Below are 18,123 nucleotides of genomic sequence, written 5' to 3'. Positions count from 1 at the left end.
ATTACAACGTTTTAATCTCTCTCCTGCCCTTTACTCCGGGGCAATGTTGGCGCGCCACAACGGCGCGCCTTTTTTGAAGGAAAAACTAATGGAAATAAAAGACGCTGTTGTCGCCATCACCGGCGCGGGACGCGGCCTGGGGCGTGCCATGGCGACTCATCTGGCCGCACGTGGCGCGCGTCTGGCACTGATTGATATCGACGCCCAGGCGCTGGCCGAAACTGCGGAGCTTTGTGGCGAATCGCGTGTATATGCCACTGACATAACCGACGAGGTAGCGGTAGACGCTACTTTCGCGCGGATCCGGGGTGAGTTCTCCCGGGTCGATGTACTGGTCAACAACGCCGGTCTGCTGCGCGATGGTCTGCTACTGAAAGTCGAGCACGGTGAGGTCGTCGGGCGCATGTCTTTACAGCAGTGGCAATCGGTAATCGATGTAAACCTGACCGGTGTCTTTCTGTGCGGCCGCGCCGCCGCCAGCCACATGCTTCAGGGCAGAGGCGGCGTCATCGTCAACCTTTCCAGCGTAGCCCGTGCGGGCAATGCCGGTCAGAGTAACTACGCTGCCAGCAAGGCCGGAGTAGCCGCGATGACCACTACCTGGGCCAAAGAGCTGGCGCGCTACAATATTCGCGTTGCCGCTATCGCACCGGGATTTGTGGAAACCGAAATGGTGGCACAGATGCGCCCCGAAGTACTGGAACGAATGTTGGCAAAAGTACCGTTGAAGAGAATCGGCCAGCCCGATGAAATCGCATCCGCACTGCGCTTTATTATCGAGAATGATTACGTGAGCGGACGCACGATTGAGGTAGATGGTGGTCTGCGCATGTAGCGCGTCTCCATAACCCATTCGGAGAATAATTAGCAGGAAGCCAAATCATACCAATGCCTGATGCCGGCGGCACCCGACTCTGGTAACGTGAAGGATACCCGCTCACACCTACAACACGATCAATACAACACCGGAGAATAAATATGGCCGTTCAGTCAGCACGCATGCTCGCATGCCTGATCCTGCTGGGCCTCAGTAGCCACAGCGTTGGCGGCACCTGGACCGATGAACGGGTGATGGGGGGAGAGCTCGACACCTATCTTTATATTCCCGACTCAGAGCCGGCGCTGAGTGCTGGCCGCGCGCTGATGGTCAGTTTGCATGGCTGCGTCCAGCGCAACGAAACCATCCGCGAATCGGGAAATTGGGAGACGGTAGCGGACGAGTACGGCATGGTGGTGGCGGTGCCACAGGCTTCCGGTGAAGGTGGCCTCTACGGATGGCTTGGGTGCTGGCACTTTCATGAAGGGCCCGAGGCAAGCCGGAACGACGGTGATCAGGCCCACCTGGTAGCGCTGGTACAGGAACTCCTCGCCGACGAGACGCTCAATATTGATCCCGCACAGGTCTACCTCACCGGCTTATCTTCCGGCGGCGGTATCGCCAACCAGCTCTGGTGTATGGCGCCTGACCTGTTTGCAGGTGTCGGTGTCAGTGCCGGACCGGCGCCCGGCTCGACCGGGGCACGCAGCGACCTCAAATCGCCATCTGTATCCGTGGAAGAAGGCCGGGAGTACTGCCTGAAATACGCGGCTCAGCAGAATGGTATATCCATTGAAGAGCTTCTCAACACCCAGCTATGGAATACCGTACACGGGGTGGAAGACGATGTGGTCGTGCCGGCACATGCGGATCGAAATGCGGAAATTGCCTTATCCGTCTATTCCGAGTTCAGCGCGATGTCGGTATGCGATGACGCGGCTTCCGCCACAGACAAGACCTCGGTATCACAGTGGTGCGACGCTCAGGGGCCGAGGGTTTCCAAGGTGCTGGTAAATGGGATGGGACACGCCTGGCCGGCCGGCTCTGGCGAAGGTTTCTTTGTTGACGGTGAACATCTGAATTATCCAGCCTGGATCACGCGCTGGTTCTTCGCCAACAATCGCAGGCTAGCTGCAGAATAAACTGTGCGACAGCAATAGCAGGGGTGAATGGCGGCCTGTATATGCAGCAGGCCCCAATACCCGGTGGTCATTTGCTCAGTAAAGAAAGGTCGCCGTGCCGGTCGCGATCAACTCGTCGCGATCGTTATGCAACTCCATCCGGGTGACCACCAGTTTGTTGCCCACCCGCAAGATCTTGCCGTCACACACAAAACGCTCACCGCGCCCCGGTTTCAGGTAATCCACCCGCATATCCACGGTTCCGAGGCGAATCAGCCGTTGGATTTTTTCGTCCCACCCGATGGCGCCGCCCATACGATGGTACGCCGCCACCATCGCGGTAAGGCCTCCCACCGTATCCAAGGCCGTGGCGATCACACCGCCGTGCAGAATATTCTGGAAGTGATTACCGATCAGCTGGGGTTTCAGCTCGAACGCCGCGGACAACGTCTGCTGTTCGAGATCGAAATCCTGCAGCCTCAGGCCAATTTCCCGGACAAAGGGGATATCGGAAAATATCCCCTCCACCATCGCCCGGAATTCCGCGGGAGACGGCTCACTCATAGCCGGGTTATCCGATTGAGTCCGTCCAGTGCGGCACTGCGGTAGGCCTCCGCCATGGTCGGGTAGTTGAATGTGGTATTCACAAAGAAGTCGATCGAGTTGTTCGGTGCCGGCTGCTTCATGATCGCCTGACCGATATGCACAATCTCCGCAGCCTCTGCACCAAAGCAGTGAATGCCGAGAATCTCGCGGGTCTCGATGTGGAACAGGATTTTCAGCATGCCCACGCGCTCACCCGAAATCTGTGCACGCGCGGTGTGCTTGAACAGCGCCCGCCCCACTTCGTATGGCACCTTGGCGTTGGTCAGCTCGGTTTCGGTTTTACCCACGGAGGAAATTTCCGGAAGGGTATAAATACCGGTAGGTGCATCTTCGATCACCCGGTGGCCACGACCGACGATAGCGGCGGCCACTGCCCTGCCCTGGTCGTAAGACGCGCTGGCCAGGCTCGGCCAGCCAATCACGTCACCTACCGCAAACACATTTTCCACAGCGGTACAGTAGTGATCATCCACCGCGAGCTGGCCGCGGTGGTTCGCCTCGAGACCGATCTTGTCGAGGCCGAGTGAGCCGGTATTACCGGAGCGGCCGTTACACCACAGCAAGGCGTCTGCCCAGATCCGCTTGCCGGATTGCATTTCCATGGTCACGCCGCGATCGGTGCCGATTACTTTTGCGTATTCCTCACGGTGGCGAACGGTGACGCCCATATCCCGCAGGTGATAGCTCAGCGCATCGGAAATTTCGTCGTCGAGGAATTCCAGCAGATGGTTACGGCTGTTGATCAGGTCCACTTTCATACCGAGTGCGGCAAAGATGGAAGCGTACTCACAGCCAATCACACCGGCACCGTAAATGATGATGGCCTGGGGCGTGTGCTCCATATCCAGAATCGTATCGCTGTCATAAACGCGTGGATGATCGAAATCCACATCCGCCGGACGATACGGGCGCGACCCGGTCGCTACGACAAATTTTTCCGCGGTAATGATTTCCCTGGCGCCGTCCGCCAGTTTGACCTCGACACTGTTGGCATCGCGGAATTTGGCATCGCCAACGATCAGGTCCACACGATTGCGCGCGTAGAAACTGGTGTGCATTTCCACCTGGTAGGAAATGACCTTGTTGACCGACTCCATCACCTGCGGAAAGGTCAAACGACGCGGCTCGCCCAGCGCGCGGAACACACTCTGGGTGTTGTAACGCATCAGCTGCTTTACAGAATGACGCAGCGCCTTGGAGGGGATGGTGCCTTTATGGGTGCAGTTGCCGCCTACCGCTGCACTGCGTTCGATAACGGCTACGCGCAGGCCTTTCTTCGCTGCGCTCATGGCCGCGGCTTCCCCTGCCGGACCGGAACCAATTACTACCAGATCGTACTTGGAATCTGCCATTGATTTACTGTCTTTGCCTATACGGTTTAATCAGGATTTTTTGTTCTGTTTGCTGGTCGCGTCATAAGCCAGATCGGATTCCGCAGCGACCTTTGCCAGTGCCGCCTGACGCTGACGCTCCTGCTCTTTTTCGCATTCGTCGTCGTCACCGCCACAGATATCGCAGTCTTTCTTCATGCCAATCTTGTTGAGGCCACCACAGGAGCCTTTGAGCGGCTTGTTCTGCACAATCGCACCGAGAGCCATACCGGCCACAATCAGTACCATAATAATGAACGCCAAAATGTAAATAGTCACGGTTACCTCCCCTGACTTTCAAGATAGGGCTGGAACGCGCTGCTCGCGCGCTCCTCAAACCCTGAATCGGTTTTTACCAGCAGGAAGACCGCCAGTTGCCGCTCTTCTGCCAATTTTAACGCTGCTTCGGCGCCGATCACATTCAGTGCCGTGGCATAGCCATCCGCCTCGGCACAACTGTCCGCAATCACGGTTACCGAAGCCAGTTTATGTTCCACCGGCCGCCCGGTACGGGGATCGATGGTATGCGCGTAGCGCTTGCCATCACGCTCGTAGTAGTTGCGGTAATCCCCGGAGGTGGCCACCGCCTTGCCAATGACTTCGATCGGCTTCTGCACCACCTGGCCTGCCGAGGGTCGCTCGATACCGATGCGCCAGGGCTTCCCTTTGGGGTTCACCCCCGCGGTACGCAGCTCCCCGCCCACTTCGACCAGGTAGTTCCCAATACCTTTGTCCTCGAGCAGGTCGGCCACACGGTCCACACCGTGGCCCTTGGCGATAGCGGAGAGATCTATCGCCACTGCCCGCGCTTTGGACAGTCGCGTGCCTTGCAGGTTCAGGGCATCAGAGCCCACCACCGACTGCAGTGCCGCGATCTCCTCATCGCCGGGAATGGTCTCGGGCTCAGGATTCGGGCCGAATCCCCACAGATTGACCAGCGGTCCGACCGTTACATCGAAGGCGCCATCGCTGTGGCGATGTATTTCAAGCGCACGCGCCACCACTTCCGCAAGGTGGGGAGAGACTTCCACCACCTCACCGACCGGTGCGCGATTGAAGCGCATTAGTTCGGAATCCGGGATATACGTCGACATCTCCTGATTCACCGCGGCCAACTCGGCATCGATTGCAGATTGCAATTCTGCCTTGTGAACGGCCGCGGGCACATCCACCACCGTGATGTGGTAGGCGGTACCCATGGTGGGGCCAGACAGCTTCCATGTGTGGTTCTCAGCGGTACAGGCGGACAGCGCGAACACTGCCAGCAGCACAGCGCCAAAACCGCCGAGCCGCTCCCGCCTGGAAAACGCTTTCCGCACAAACAAAAACAGGGCCGATAGCAGCGGCCCTGTTTTCGTGGATGTATTGTCACGTCCAATCATGCGTGATCAGCCACCGAAGTCGTCGAGCAGGATGTTTTCATCCTCAACGCCCAGGTCTTTCAGCATATTGATCACTGCCGCGTTCATCATGGGCGGCCCACACATGTAGTACTCACAGTCTTCCGGAGCCGGGTGGTCCTTCAGATAGTTCTCGTACACCACGTTGTGGATGAAGCCCGTGTAACCTTCCCAGTTGTCTTCCGGCTGCGGATCAGACAGTGCAATGTGCCACTGGAAGTTGTCGAACTCGTCCTGCAGGCCGTTGTAGTCGTCCTCGTAGAACATCTCGCGCAGGGAGCGCGCGCCGTACCAGAAGCTGATCTTGCGCTTGGAGTGCAGGCGCTTGAGCTGGTCGAAGATGTGCGAACGCATCGGCGCCATACCGGCACCACCGCCGATAAAGACCATTTCATTATCGGTATCCTTGGCGAAGAACTCACCAAAGGGACCGTATACGCGCATCTTGTCGCCCGGCTTCAGGTTGAAGACGTAGGAAGACATCTGGCCCGGCGGAATACCTTCGGTACGCGGCGGCGGGGTCGCGATACGGATGTTGAACTTAACAACACCCTTCTCTTCCGGGTAGTTCGCCATGGAGTAGGCACGAACCACCGGCTCGGTGACCTTGGACTCCAGCTTGAAGAAGCCAAAGTGCTCCCAGTCACCGCGGTACTCTTCTTCGATGTCGAAATCGGAGAATTTCACATGGTGGGGCGGCGCTTCCAGCTGAACGTAACCGCCCGCGCGGAAGTCGACGTTTTCGCCTTCCGGCAGCTTCAGGGTCAGCTCTTTGATGAAGGTCGCCACGTTGGGGTTGGATTCCACAGTGCATTCCCACTGCTTCACACCGAACACCTCTTCCGGCACTTCGATTTTCATGTCCTGCTTTACAGCAACCTGACAGGAAAGACGCTTGCCTTCTTTCGCTTCACGCGGGGTGAAGTGCGCTGCTTCGGTCGGCAACATGTCGCCGCCACCCTCTTCAACCACACATACACACTGCGCACAGGAGCCACCGCCGCCACAGGCAGATGCCAGGAACAGGTTATTGGCCGCCAGGGTCTGCAGCAGTTTGCCACCCGCCGGCACGGTGAGGGTTTTCTCACCATTGACCACGATGTTGACGTCACCGGTGTTCACCAGACGTGAGCGGGCAACCAGAATAATGGCTACCAGCGCGATCACGATCACGGTGAACATGCCTACGCCAAAATAAATATCCGTTAATTCCATTCTATTCGACCTCCCCGCTTAGATATCGATGCCGCCGAAGGACATGAAGCCCAGCGACATGAGACCAACGGTAATGAAGGTGATACCCAGGCCTTTCAGACCGTTCGGCACATCGCTGTACTTGAGCTTTTCACGAATACCGGCGAGAGCGGTAATCGCCAGTGCCCAGCCAAGGCCAGCACCGAAGCCGTAAGCGACAGATTCACCAAAATTGTATTCGCGCTCCACCATGAACAGAGACGCACCCATGATGGCGCAGTTCACGGTAATCAGCGGCAGGAATACACCGAGGGCGTTGTAGAGCGCCGGTACATATTTATCCAGGAACATCTCCAGGATCTGTACCAGTGCAGCAATAACACCGATGTAAGACAGCAGGCCGAGGAAGCTAAGGTCCACGTCCGGGTAACCAGCCCAGGCCAGCGCGCCGTCTTTCAGCAGGTAGGTGTAAATCAGGTTGTTAACCGGAACGGTGATGGTCAGTACTACAACAACCGCAACACCGAGACCAACCGCCGCTTCGACCTTCTTGGATACCGCGAGGAAAGTACACATCCCGAGGAAGAAGGCCAGCGCCATGTTTTCAACGAAAACGGCGCGAATGATCAGAGAAATAAAGTGTTCCATCTATCAGGCCTCCTGTTGTGCCAGCGGCACTTTAGAGTTGGACGTAATCTTGAATTCGTCCTCTTCCACCTGCGCAGGCTTCCAGGTACGGATTGCCCAGATGAACAGACCGATCAGGAAGAATGCGCTCGGCGGCAGCAGCAGCATACCGTTCGGTACGTACCAGCCGCCGTTGTTCACGGTAGACAGGAGTTCAATACCAAACAGTTTGCCAGCGCCGAAGAGTTCGCGGACAACCGCGAGGCCAATCAGGATGACGCTATAACCCAGGCCGTTGCCAATACCGTCGAAGAAGCTGTCCTTGGGACCGTGCTTCATGGCGAAGGCTTCCGCGCGGCCCATTACGATACAGTTGGTGATGATCAGGCCAACAAATACCGACAGCTGCTTGGAGATGTCGTAGGCGTATGCCTTCAGGATCTGATCCACCACGATTACCAGCGATGCAATTACGGTCATCTGTACGATGATCCGAATGCTGTTGGGAATCTGTTTCCGGATCAGAGAGACCGACAGGTTCGAGAACGCAGTTACCGTGGTCAATGCAATACACATCACCAGGGTGACCGCCAGCGAGCTGGTGACCGCCAGCGCGGAACAGATACCGAGGATCTGCAACGCGATGGGGTTATTGTTGAAAATCGGCTCCAGCAGAGTGTCTTTCAATTTCATGCTCATGCTTACGCCTCCCCTGCTTTAAGGTTTTTCAAGAAGGGACCGTAACCCTGGCCGCCCAGCCAGAAGTTAACCAGGTTGTTGACGCCCTTACTGGTGAGCGTGGCACCGGACAGGCCGTCTACCTTGTGCTCAGCGTTCGGCGTGTTGGCATCAACGCTGCCCTTGATGACGGCGATGTCTACGTTGCCATCCGCATCGTAAACCTCTTTGCCTTCCCACTGAGCTTTCCAGCGCGGGTTGTCCACTTCGCCACCCAGTCCCGGGGTTTCCTTGTGCTCGTAGAAGCCGAGACCAGCAACAGTCTTCAGATCATTCTCGAGCGCCAGGAAGCCGTACAGCTGGCCCCAAAGGCCGTAGCCGCGAACCGGCAGGATGATGCGCTGCAGTTCACCGCCCTTTTCCACCAGGTACACCTCTTTGGTGTTTTCACGGCGGATGATCTTGGCAGTGTCCTCTTCCGCAGGCAGCTTTTCACTGGCGCTGGCGATCTTGGCAGCGGCACGGCCGCTACCACCTGCCGGCGCTTCATCGGTGAATTTGCCAGTATTCAGGTCGACGTACTTGATGGTGACATTGCCGAACGCTTCTTCGATCGCCTTGCGGCTGGTCTGATCCGGAGAGATCAGGCCACCAGCGAGCAGTACGTTCTTCTTCATGTCCAGCTCGGCATTCGCCTCTTGCTTGGGCTTGAGCATCACTGCCGCGGTGGAGACCACCACAGAACAGACGATACACAGGACCAGTGCGACAATCAGAGTACCTTTTACAGAATCTTTATTAGCCACGTGCCAACCTCCGTTTGATATGGGACTGCACAACGAAGTGGTCAAACAGCGGCGCGAACAGATTGGCGAACAGGATCGCCAGCATCATGCCTTCCGGGAATGCCGGGTTCACCACGCGGATCAATACACACATCACGCCGATGAGAATGCCGTACCACCAGCGACCGGCATCGGTCATGGCAGCAGACACCGGGTCGGTAGTCATGAAGATCAGGCCGAAGGCGAAGCCGCCCACTACCAGGTGCCAGTACCAGGGCACACCGAACATCGCATTGCTCTCGGAGCCGATCATGTTGAACAGGGTCGCAGTCGCCATCATGCCCAGCAGGGTACCGGCAACGATACGCCAGCTCGCAATCTTCATGCCGATCAGGATGACACCGGCAATCAGCATGGCCAGGGTGGAAGTCTCACCGATAGAACCGTGCATGTTGCCCAGGAACGCGTCCATCCAGGTCAGCTGTCCGGTGGGCACGCCAACGGCACCGTTCTGGATGCCCTCACTGGCCAGTACGGACAGCGCGGTTGCACCGGTGTAACCGTCAACGGCGGTCCACACAGCGTCGCCAGACATGGCGGCCGGATAGGCAAAGAACAGGAAAGCACGGCCGGTCAGTGCCGGGTTCAGGAAGTTTTTACCGGTACCACCGAATACTTCCTTACCGATCACCACACCGAAGCTGATGCCCATCGCGACCATCCACAAGGGCAGGTCCGGCGGACAGGTCAGCGCGAACAGAATGGAGGTTACGAAGAAACCTTCATTTACTTCGTGGCCACGTACCGCCGCGAACAGGACTTCCCAGATACCACCGACGATGAAGGTCACCGCGTAGATGGGCAGGAAGTACATGGCACCGTGGACGAAGTTGTCCCAGCCGCTATTGGGATCGTAGCTGGACAGAGCGCCGATGATGGCGTGGCGCCATCCGCTCAGGTCCACGTTTTCCATGCCGGCGATGATGCTGTTGGCCTGGAAGCCCACGTTCCACATACCGTAGAACATCGGGATCAGGGCACACGCCCACACAGTGATCATGATGCGTTTCAGGTCGATACCGTCGCGCACATGAGCCGTGGTTTTGGTGCGGTCAGCGGGCTGGAAGAGACCGGTGTCGATCGCTTCGTACAGCGCGTAGAACTTTTCGTATTTGCCGCCCTTGTGGAAATGCGGCTCCATGGAGTCGAGTAGTTTGCGCAACATCCTTAACCCTCCTTCTCAATACGGGTGAGGTTGTCCCGCAAAATGGGACCGAAGTCGTACTTGCCCGGGCACACGAAGGTGCACAGTGCCACGTCTTCTTCGTCCAGCTCCAGAGCACCCAACTGCTGGGCCACCTGAGTATCGCCAACGATCAGCGCGCGCAGCAGCTGGGTCGGCAGGATGTTCAGGGGTACCACGCGCTCGTAGGTGCCGATCGGCATCAGTGCACGCTCGGAACCATTGGTACTGGTGGTGAAGTTGAACAGCTTGTTCGTCAGACGGCTGATATAGATCGGCAGCACGGAGAAGCGGTTCGCACCGGGAGTGAAGTAATGCAGCATCGGGCGCTCGCGGCCCTCTTGCAGCACGCTCACCTGGTTGTGATAGCGACCCAGGTAGGCCAGCGGACCCGCGGCGGTGCGACCGCCAAATACGGAACCGGAAATCACGCGGTTGTCGTCACCTGTGGTTTCACCGGCAGTCAGCGCTGTCAGATCGGCACCGAGACGGGTGCGCAGCAGACGCGGCTTGGTCACCTGCGGGCCACCCAGGGCAACCACACGGTCGGTGAACAGCTTGCCGGTTTCGAACAGCTTGCCGATGGCAATCACGTCCTGGTAACCGATGGTCCACACCTGGCGTCCGGGCTTGACCGGGTGCAGGAAGTGGATATGGGTTCCGGAGAGACCGGCCGGGTGCGGGCCGGCAAACGCTTCGCGCTGGACGCTGGCTGCGCTCGGCACCGGGATATCGGCGTCCGGTGCGGTGCACACGAAGGTCTTCTCGGCCAGTTTGGACAGGATTTCAACGCCCTGGCTGAACGCGTCGCGCTGCTCGGCAATGACCAAGACCGGGTCAGCCGCCAGCGGATTGGTGTCCATGGCGTTGATGAAGAGCGCAGACGGCTGGGCGTCGAGCGCCGGCACCTTGCTGTATGGACGGGTACGCAGGGCCGTCCACAGACCGGATTCCACCAGGTTCACGCGAACCTGCTCATCGGTCAGGTCAGCCAGCTTGTCGGCGCTGTAGCTGGCGAATTGCTCAGCTTCATCGCCTTCCACCTCGATTACCACAGACTGCAGCACGCGACGGGCACCGCGGTTGACGGCAACCACGCGGCCAGCGGCCGGTGCGGTGTAGCGAACCCCTTCGGTTTTCTTATCGGTGAACAGCAGCTGTCCGAGTTTGACGCTATCCCCTTCCGCAACTGCCATGGTGGGCTTCATCCCGTTGTAATCGGGACCAATCACCGCGACAGTCTTGGCTGCTGGGCCATCATAGATGACCTGCTCGGGCGCGCCGGATATGGGTAAATCCAATCCCCGACGGATCTTTCTCATACGCCTATGCCTAAGTTCTAAGTTGATAGATTTAGTAGGTTTACTAGGTTAAAAACGGTTTCTAGGTTCAAAACCCTAAAATGAGGAACCCGTAGCGGGGGCTTAGGCCGTGGCGAGCCCGAATCTAGCCTGGAAGTGAGACTATAAATAGCAGTCACCGCAGGAAGGCACCACGGAGGTGAAGATGTCGCTCAGCACTCGGGAGGCGCGAAGACCCGCCGTTGCCCTTGCAACTCGCAGTCTTTGCGCACAATTTCCCGGCACACGGCAGCCCCGCAAAATCGCGCGCATTATAAGTATGGGGCCCGGGGTTTACCAGAGGAGATAGAGCCAAATCGGCTCAAGGTGAGTAAGTTTTTGCTGAAAAAACAAAGACTTTAGTTGGAGACGCCACCCTGGCGCCCGCCTCACCCAGAAAAGGTGGGGCGGCGCGGGATTGATCTGTCTGACCAAAAGACCCGCGCCACGGAACCTGCAAGGGGGCTGGCGCCCCCTCAGCGATCGTCAGGTCAGTCCTTCTTCGGGAAGACCTCGTAACGCACGCCGGCCATGTCTTCCAGGCAGCGAACTACCTGGCAGCTGTAGCCGAACTCATTGTCGTACCAGCAGTACAGCACCGCATTGTCGCCTTCAACGATGGTGGCAATGGAGTCAAATACACAGGCGCGACGGGAGCCTACGAAGTCGCTGGAGACCACTTCCGGGGAATTGGTAAAGTCGATCTGCTGTCGCAGCGGCGAGTGCAGCGCCACATCGCGCATGTACTCGTTCAGCTCTTCCTTGTTGGTCTCCTGCCCGAGGCGCAGGTTCAGGATCGCCATGGAGACGTTCGGAGTCGGCACCCGGATGGCATTGCCAGTGAGCTTGCCTTTGAGCTCAGGCAGCGCCTTGGCCACCGCTTTGGCGGCACCGGTCTCGGTCAGCACCATGTTCAGGGCCGCCGAACGGCCGCGACGCTCGCCCTTGTGGTAGTTGTCGATCAGGTTCTGGTCGTTGGTGTAGGCGTGAACCGTCTCCACGTGGCCGTGCTGCACGCCGTACTTGTCCATCATCGCCTTCAATACCGGCACGATGGCGTTGGTGGTACAGGAGGCCGCAGACAGGATCTTGTCGTCGGACGTGATTTCACCGTTATTGATGCCGTACACGATATTCTTCAGGTCGCCCTTGCCCGGAGCAGTCAGCAGCACCTTTGCCGCGCCCTTGCTCTCGAGGTGCTGGGACAGGCCTTCTTCGTCTCGCCATACGCCGGTACTATCCACGATCAGCGCGTTGTTGATGCCGTACTGCGTGTAATCCACTTCCTGCGGGGAATTGGCGTAGATGACCTTCACTTCGTTGCCGTTACAGATCAGGGTGCTGGTCTCTTCATCGACGCGGATGGTACCGTTGAAGGCACCGTGTACGGAGTCGCGACGCAGCAGAGACGCGCGCTTGACCAGGTCATTGTCAGCCCCGCCCTTGCGCAGCACGATGGCGCGCAGGCGCAACACGTCGCCACTGCCGGCCTTTTCGATCAGCAGGCGTGCGACGAGACGGCCGATACGGCCGAAACCGTAGATCACCACGTCCTGGGGCTGCGGCAGCGGCGTGCCCGCACCACTGGCGTCGGACAGCTCTTCGCGGACAAACTCATCGATGGAGAGGCCGCGCTGGTCGCGCATGTATTTGTTGGTCAGGGTACCCAGATCGATGTGAACCGGACCCAGGTCCAGTTTGCAGATGGCCTCCAGCACCGGATAGGTCTCAAACTCGGACAGCTCATTCTCTTCCACCTGACGCACGAAGCGGTGGGCTTTCATGATGCTGAGAACGGAGCGGTTCACCAGGTTTTGGCCGTACATATAAATGCCGACGTTGCTTTCCCGGTTGAGCTTACCAATCATCGGAATCATGGATTCCGCCAGCGCTTCACGCGCCTTCCAGTCCTTGAAAAAGTCAGCGGGCTTCGGTCGCTTCTGAGTCACAGTCAGACACCTCTGCAGAGTGAAATTGGGGGTCGTGCCTAAGCTCGGTTCAGATGATAAGAATGGCTCAAAATATCACCTCTGGGGCGAAGGCCGGCGCATTATGTGGATTCACCTGAAGCCGCGCAACCGCGCAAAAAATGGCCTAAAAACTGTAGTTAAACTACATTTTTTCGACACCTGTGACGCCCCGAATCAGCGCTATACACGCACGGCCTGGGTGCCGGATGCCAGCCTTCGCGAAGCCCGCACCTGCACCGGCCACGTTTCGCCGCTACAATAGCCTCCCCTTGGGCCGCCAGCGGTCAGAAAGCACGGAATTATAAGGAAACATGAGTCAATTCCCCCCTTTGTCCCCACCCGCTTTTCACTCGCAGAATGACCGGCAATTCTGGGGCCAGTTGCACGGCGCGAGCGCCGCTCTGGCGATCCTCACTGCGGCCAAAAGCAGTAGTGCCCCCACCCTGCTGATCGCACGCAACAGCCAGGAAGCCCACCAACTTGAGCTTCAGCTGAAATTTTTTAACAAGTCGCGGCGAGATGGGGGAGACGCTGAGCACGGTGGAGAGCTGCAGATTTTCCAGTTCCCGGACTGGGAAATTCTCCCCTACGACACCTTTTCGCCACACCAGGACATTATCTCGGACCGGCTCGCCACCCTGTACCGGTTGCCGCAAATGAAAAGCGGCATTGTCATCGCCCCGGTGAGCACCCTGCTCCACAGGCTGGCCCCCAAGGACTACGTCGCCGGCAATGCGCTGATCCTGAAAGAAGGACAAAAGTTCGATCTCGACAGCCAGCGCCGACTGCTCGAACAGGCCGGCTACCACTGCGTCGATACCGTATACGAGCACGGTGAATTTGCCGTGCGTGGTGCGCTCATGGATATTTTCCCCATGGGGAGCAGCCTGCCCTATCGCATTGACCTGTTCGATGACGAGATAGAATCCCTGCGCACCTTTGACCCGGAAGACCAGCGCACAGTGGACAAGGTGGACCAGATTCACCTGCTGCCCGCGCGTGAATTCCCTATGCACAAGCCCGCGCTGGCAAAGTTCCTGGAGCGCTGGCACGAACAGTTCGATTGCGACCCGGGGCCGGTCTCCATCTACCAGGACATCAGTGCCGGTATTGCGCCGGCGGGCATCGAGTATTATCTGCCGCTGTTTTTCGACCGCTGCGCAAGCCTGTTTGACTACCTGCCGGACGGCAGCCAGGCCTTTATCCAGGGTGACCTGCAGCAACCGGTAGAATCTTTCTGGCGAGAAACCGACAACCGCTACAAGAGCCGCTGCGGCGACCTCACCCGTCCGATTCTGGAGCCCCGTCAGGTCCTGCTGGATATCGACGAGTTTTACGGCGCACTGAAATCCTTGCCGCGCGCCTTCTTTTCATCAGAAACCCTTCCCGAGACGGCGGGCAACTACAATTTTGCCAGCGTCGAGCCGCCGCGCCTGCCGGTAGACGGCAAATCCGATCAGCCACTCAAGGCACTCGAAGCCTACCTGATGGAATACGATGGCCGCGTGCTGTTCTGTGCGGAGAGTGGCGGTCGACGGGAAGCACTGCTCGAGCTGCTGAGCGGCATTCGCCTTAAGCCCAAAACATTCGATGGCTGGCAGAGTTTCCTCGACAGCGACGACCAGTACGGTATTACCGTTGCCCCGATCGATATCGGTTTACAGCTGCAGGATCCACCGCTGAACCTGATCGCAGAGCCGCAACTGTTCGGCGATCGCGTACTGCAGCAGCGCCGTCGCAGAAAGGCCAAGGAAGATGCGGATAACGCGGTAAAAAACCTGGCCGAACTGCGTATCGGCGCACCGGTGGTACATATCGACCACGGTGTCGGTCGTTACAAAGGGCTGCAGAGCCTCGATATCGACGGCCAGCAGGCGGAATTCCTGACGCTGGTGTATGGGGACGGTGCCAAGCTCTATGTACCCGTTGCCAACCTCCATCTGATCAGCCGCTACTCCGGTGCCGATGAAGAGCTCGCACCGCTGCACAAACTGGGCAGTGAAACCTGGCAAAAGGCCAAGCGCAAAGCGGCGGAAAAAGTCCGCGATGCGGCCGCGGAACTGCTGGACATCTACGCGCGCCGCGAAGCCCGCGTGGGCCATGCCTTCGGCGACCCGGGTGTGGCTTACCGCGAATTCACTGCTGGCTTTCCGTTTGAAGAAACCCCCGACCAGCAGCTCGCCATCGAGTCTGTGGTGGGCGATATGCTGTCAGACAAGCCCATGGACCGGCTGGTATGTGGCGATGTGGGCTTCGGCAAAACCGAAGTGGCGATGCGCGCGGCCTTTGTCGCCGCCCACGGTGGTAAACAGGTCGCTATGCTGGTACCCACCACCCTGCTCGCCCAGCAGCATTTCCAGTCACTACAGGACCGCTTCGCCGACTGGCCGATTACCATCGAGGTGATCTCCCGCTTCCGCAGCAACAAAGAGGTGGAGGCCATCAAGCAGCGCGTTGCCGATGGCAAGGTGGACATCCTGGTCGGTACCCACAAGCTGCTACAGAGCGACCTGAAGTTCAAAAATCTGGGACTGCTCATTATCGATGAGGAGCACCGTTTCGGGGTGCGCCAGAAAGAAAAGCTGAAGAGCCTGCGCTCGGAGGTCGACATCCTGAACCTGACCGCCACCCCGATTCCGCGCACGCTGAATATGGCCATGGCCGGCATCCGCGACCTCTCGGTAATCGCCACCCCGCCGGCGCGACGCCTGTCGGTAAAAACGTTCGTCCGCGAGCGAGACGACGCGCTTATCAAGGAAGCGATCCTGCGTGAGATCCTGCGCGGCGGCCAGGTCTATTTCCTGCACAACGAAGTAAAAAGCATCGAGCGCATCGCGCGGGAGATTCAGGAGCTGGTACCTGAAGCACGCATCGGCACCGGTCATGGACAGATGCGGGAGCGCGAGCTCGAGCAGGTGATGAGCGACTTCTACCACAAGCGCTTCAATGTACTGGTGTGCACGACCATCATCGAAACCGGGATCGATATCCCCAACGCCAACACCATCCTGATCGAGCGCGCCGACAAGTTTGGCCTCGCCCAGCTGCACCAGCTGCGCGGACGCGTTGGCCGCTCCCATCACCAGGCCTATGCGTACCTGCTAACCCCCAACAAACGGGCGATGACCAATGACGCGGTGAAGCGCCTGGAAGCCATCAGTGAGGCCCAGGACCTCGGCGCCGGGTTCACCCTGGCCACCCACGACCTGGAAATCCGCGGTGCCGGGGAATTACTCGGTGAGGATCAGAGTGGCCAGATCCAGAGCGTCGGCTTCAACCTGTACATGGAGATGCTGGACCACGCGGTGAAAGCTATCCGCGAGGGCCGTACCCCCAATATCGACGAACCACTGGAATCACCTGCCGTCGACGTGAACCTGCGGGTACCCGCGCTGATCCCGGAAGACTACCTGCCGGACGTGCACAGCCGCCTGATCATGTACAAACGCATTGCCAACGCAGAAGACAGCGCGGCTCTGAAGGAGCTACAGGTGGAGATGATCGACCGCTTTGGCCTGCTGCCAGAGCCGCTCAAGCACCTGTTCCGGATCACCGAGATCAAGCTCAGCGCCAATAAAATGGGGATCCGCAAGCTGGAGGCCTCCGCCACTGGTGGCCGCATCGAGTTCGCCGACAACGCCAATGTAGACCCGCTGACGCTGGTAAAACTGGTGCAGTCACGCCCGACCACCTACCGGCTGCAGGGCGCCAACCAGCTGAATTTCGTGCTGGATGAGAGTGGCCCGGAGCAGCGCCTGCAGCAGGTGAACGAGGTATTGCAACAGCTGTCTCAGTAGCCGCCACAGCGCGGAACAGTCGGCACAAACGGCGATCAAACAGTGATAATATGGAGGAATTCGTCGCCAACGGCGGCTTCGAATGGCCAGGGATACAGCCAAGGCCCTCACATAGGCATAACGAATTAGCGGTATCAAAATGACCCTTACCAAAAAGCAGGTCACAAATCGGCTGAAACAACTGACCGGGGCTGCACTGCTCACGCTGTGCACCGCCGGCGCCGAGGCGGCCGGCTACGCAGGCACCCAGTTTGAAATTGAGATGGTGGTATTTGCCCGCGAGAGCGGCATGAGCCAGTCCCGTGAAACCTGGCCCGCCGTGCCCCAGCTCGCGTACGACAGCCACTGGGTAGACTTCAACACCCCTTCCGAAAGTGACCCGACCGTTCCGGCCCTGCAGCCGGTACCCAGTCAGCTGGATAACAAAGTGGCAGCGCTGAAGCGATCGTCCGGATACCAGGTGCTCTTTCACAAAACTTGGCGACAGGTATTGCAGACCGAGCGCAATGCCCCCGCGGTGCTGGTGAGCGGTGGAACCCGGGACGGAAACCATCACCAGCTGGAGGGCAGCGTGACCCTGAGCGTTTCACGCTACCTGCACCTGAGCACCGACCTTTGGCTGAGTGAATGGTTGCCGGAAACCACTGGCGCCCCTGGGTCCGGCTTCAGCGCGCCAGCATCCGTGAATGTCTCCGCGGCTGGAACCGAAGCACCGAAAGGAATTTCGGTACCCACGCGCCCACGAGCCACTATGACCGTCGCCGACACACTGGCCAGTGATGAGCCCATGGATCTCGGCAGCTCCGCGCAGAACAACCGCGAGTACGGGTTCAGTGAGACCAGTGGCTACAGCACAGCGGCTGACTCCGCAGTATTTGGCAACGACAACCATTCCGAGCCCGAAGCGCTGGAGCCGGCCTCCAAACTGGCCGCGCGCGTCGCGGTGTTGAATGAACAGCGCCGCCTTCGCAGTGGCGAGCTGCACTATATCGACCACCCCAAGCTGGGCGTACTGATCGAAGTGCGGACTGTCCAGGAGCCCGAGGAGGAAGAGTCTCTGGAGACCGCTCCCTGACAAGTGCATCAGGCAATGGAAACGGCCCCTCGTGGGCCGTTTTTTTTAGCCTTCGGCGTAAATACCTGTATCTTCTATAACAACCAACTCCTGCCCCTGA

Annotated in this window: 15 protein-coding genes; 4 read left to right on the top strand and 11 right to left on the bottom strand. The window is 58.6% G+C overall.

Features of this window, described 5'->3' with window-relative positions; genetic code table 11:
- Positions 1 to 88 precede the first annotated feature (88 nt).
- Positions 89 to 835 (top strand): SDR family oxidoreductase, encoded by a 747-nt coding sequence (locus GTQ55_RS08280; protein ID WP_161858307.1) that lies wholly within the window; start codon positions 89 to 91, stop codon positions 833 to 835.
- A gap of 143 nt (positions 836 to 978) precedes the next feature.
- Positions 979 to 1,959: an extracellular catalytic domain type 1 short-chain-length polyhydroxyalkanoate depolymerase gene (locus tag GTQ55_RS08275; RefSeq protein WP_161858306.1), complete on the top strand. Its 981-nt coding sequence runs from the start codon at positions 979 to 981 to the stop codon at positions 1,957 to 1,959.
- A gap of 75 nt (positions 1,960 to 2,034) precedes the next feature.
- Here GTQ55_RS08275 and GTQ55_RS08270 read toward each other — a convergent pair whose 3' ends face one another.
- The 11 genes from GTQ55_RS08270 to GTQ55_RS08220 all read right to left on the bottom strand — a co-directional run bounded on the left by GTQ55_RS08270 (position 2,035) and on the right by GTQ55_RS08220 (position 13,058).
- Positions 2,035 to 2,502 (bottom strand): thioesterase family protein, encoded by a 468-nt coding sequence (locus GTQ55_RS08270; protein ID WP_161858305.1) that lies wholly within the window; start codon positions 2,500 to 2,502, stop codon positions 2,035 to 2,037.
- A complete protein-coding gene (gene sthA / locus GTQ55_RS08265) occupies positions 2,499 to 3,896 on the bottom strand; it encodes a Si-specific NAD(P)(+) transhydrogenase (RefSeq protein WP_161858304.1) in 1,398 nt (465 codons plus the stop codon). Before sthA ends, GTQ55_RS08270 begins: the two co-directional genes overlap by 4 nt.
- A gap of 30 nt (positions 3,897 to 3,926) precedes the next feature.
- A complete protein-coding gene (gene nqrM, locus GTQ55_RS08260) occupies positions 3,927 to 4,193 on the bottom strand; it encodes a (Na+)-NQR maturation NqrM (RefSeq protein WP_161858303.1) in 267 nt (88 codons plus the stop codon).
- Between the two features lie 2 nt (positions 4,194 to 4,195).
- Complete coding sequence (locus GTQ55_RS08255) at positions 4,196 to 5,296, bottom strand: FAD:protein FMN transferase (RefSeq protein ID WP_161858302.1); 1,101 nt, start codon at positions 5,294 to 5,296, stop codon at positions 4,196 to 4,198.
- 6 nt (positions 5,297 to 5,302) lie between these two features.
- The gene (gene nqrF / locus GTQ55_RS08250; protein ID WP_161858301.1) at positions 5,303 to 6,529 is read right to left on the bottom strand and encodes an NADH:ubiquinone reductase (Na(+)-transporting) subunit F; all 1,227 of its coding nucleotides are present in this window, start codon (positions 6,527 to 6,529) and stop codon (positions 5,303 to 5,305) included.
- Positions 6,530 to 6,547: 18 nt separating this feature from the next.
- Positions 6,548 to 7,156, bottom strand: coding sequence for an NADH:ubiquinone reductase (Na(+)-transporting) subunit E (nqrE, locus tag GTQ55_RS08245; protein WP_161858300.1), 609 nt, complete (start codon positions 7,154 to 7,156; stop codon positions 6,548 to 6,550).
- Between the two features lie 3 nt (positions 7,157 to 7,159).
- A complete protein-coding gene (locus GTQ55_RS08240) occupies positions 7,160 to 7,828 on the bottom strand; it encodes an NADH:ubiquinone reductase (Na(+)-transporting) subunit D (protein WP_183946592.1) in 669 nt (222 codons plus the stop codon).
- Between the two features lie 8 nt (positions 7,829 to 7,836).
- Positions 7,837 to 8,619, bottom strand: a complete 783-nt coding sequence (locus tag GTQ55_RS08235; protein ID WP_161858298.1) for a Na(+)-translocating NADH-quinone reductase subunit C — start codon at positions 8,617 to 8,619, stop codon at positions 7,837 to 7,839.
- Positions 8,612 to 9,823: an NADH:ubiquinone reductase (Na(+)-transporting) subunit B gene (locus GTQ55_RS08230; RefSeq protein WP_161858297.1), complete on the bottom strand. Its 1,212-nt coding sequence runs from the start codon at positions 9,821 to 9,823 to the stop codon at positions 8,612 to 8,614. The genes GTQ55_RS08235 and GTQ55_RS08230 overlap by 8 nt, the downstream gene beginning before the upstream one ends.
- A gap of 2 nt (positions 9,824 to 9,825) precedes the next feature.
- Complete coding sequence (locus GTQ55_RS08225; protein ID WP_161858296.1) at positions 9,826 to 11,163, bottom strand: Na(+)-translocating NADH-quinone reductase subunit A; 1,338 nt, start codon at positions 11,161 to 11,163, stop codon at positions 9,826 to 9,828.
- Positions 11,164 to 11,672: 509 nt separating this feature from the next.
- Complete coding sequence (locus GTQ55_RS08220) at positions 11,673 to 13,058, bottom strand: glyceraldehyde-3-phosphate dehydrogenase (RefSeq protein WP_375791537.1); 1,386 nt, start codon at positions 13,056 to 13,058, stop codon at positions 11,673 to 11,675.
- 404 nt (positions 13,059 to 13,462) lie between these two features.
- Between GTQ55_RS08220 and mfd the strand changes: the two genes are divergently transcribed.
- A complete protein-coding gene (mfd, locus tag GTQ55_RS08215) occupies positions 13,463 to 16,948 on the top strand; it encodes a transcription-repair coupling factor (RefSeq protein ID WP_161858295.1) in 3,486 nt (1,161 codons plus the stop codon).
- 139 nt (positions 16,949 to 17,087) lie between these two features.
- Positions 17,088 to 18,023, top strand: a complete 936-nt coding sequence (locus GTQ55_RS08210) for a CsiV family protein (protein WP_161858294.1) — start codon at positions 17,088 to 17,090, stop codon at positions 18,021 to 18,023.
- Positions 18,024 to 18,123: the final 100 nt, after the last annotated feature.

Source organism: Microbulbifer hydrolyticus (assembly GCF_009931115.1).
GTDB lineage: Bacteria > Pseudomonadota > Gammaproteobacteria > Pseudomonadales > Cellvibrionaceae > Microbulbifer > Microbulbifer hydrolyticus.
Note: the sequence above shows the minus strand (reverse complement) of the source record. Positions and strands in the feature narration are given on the sequence as shown.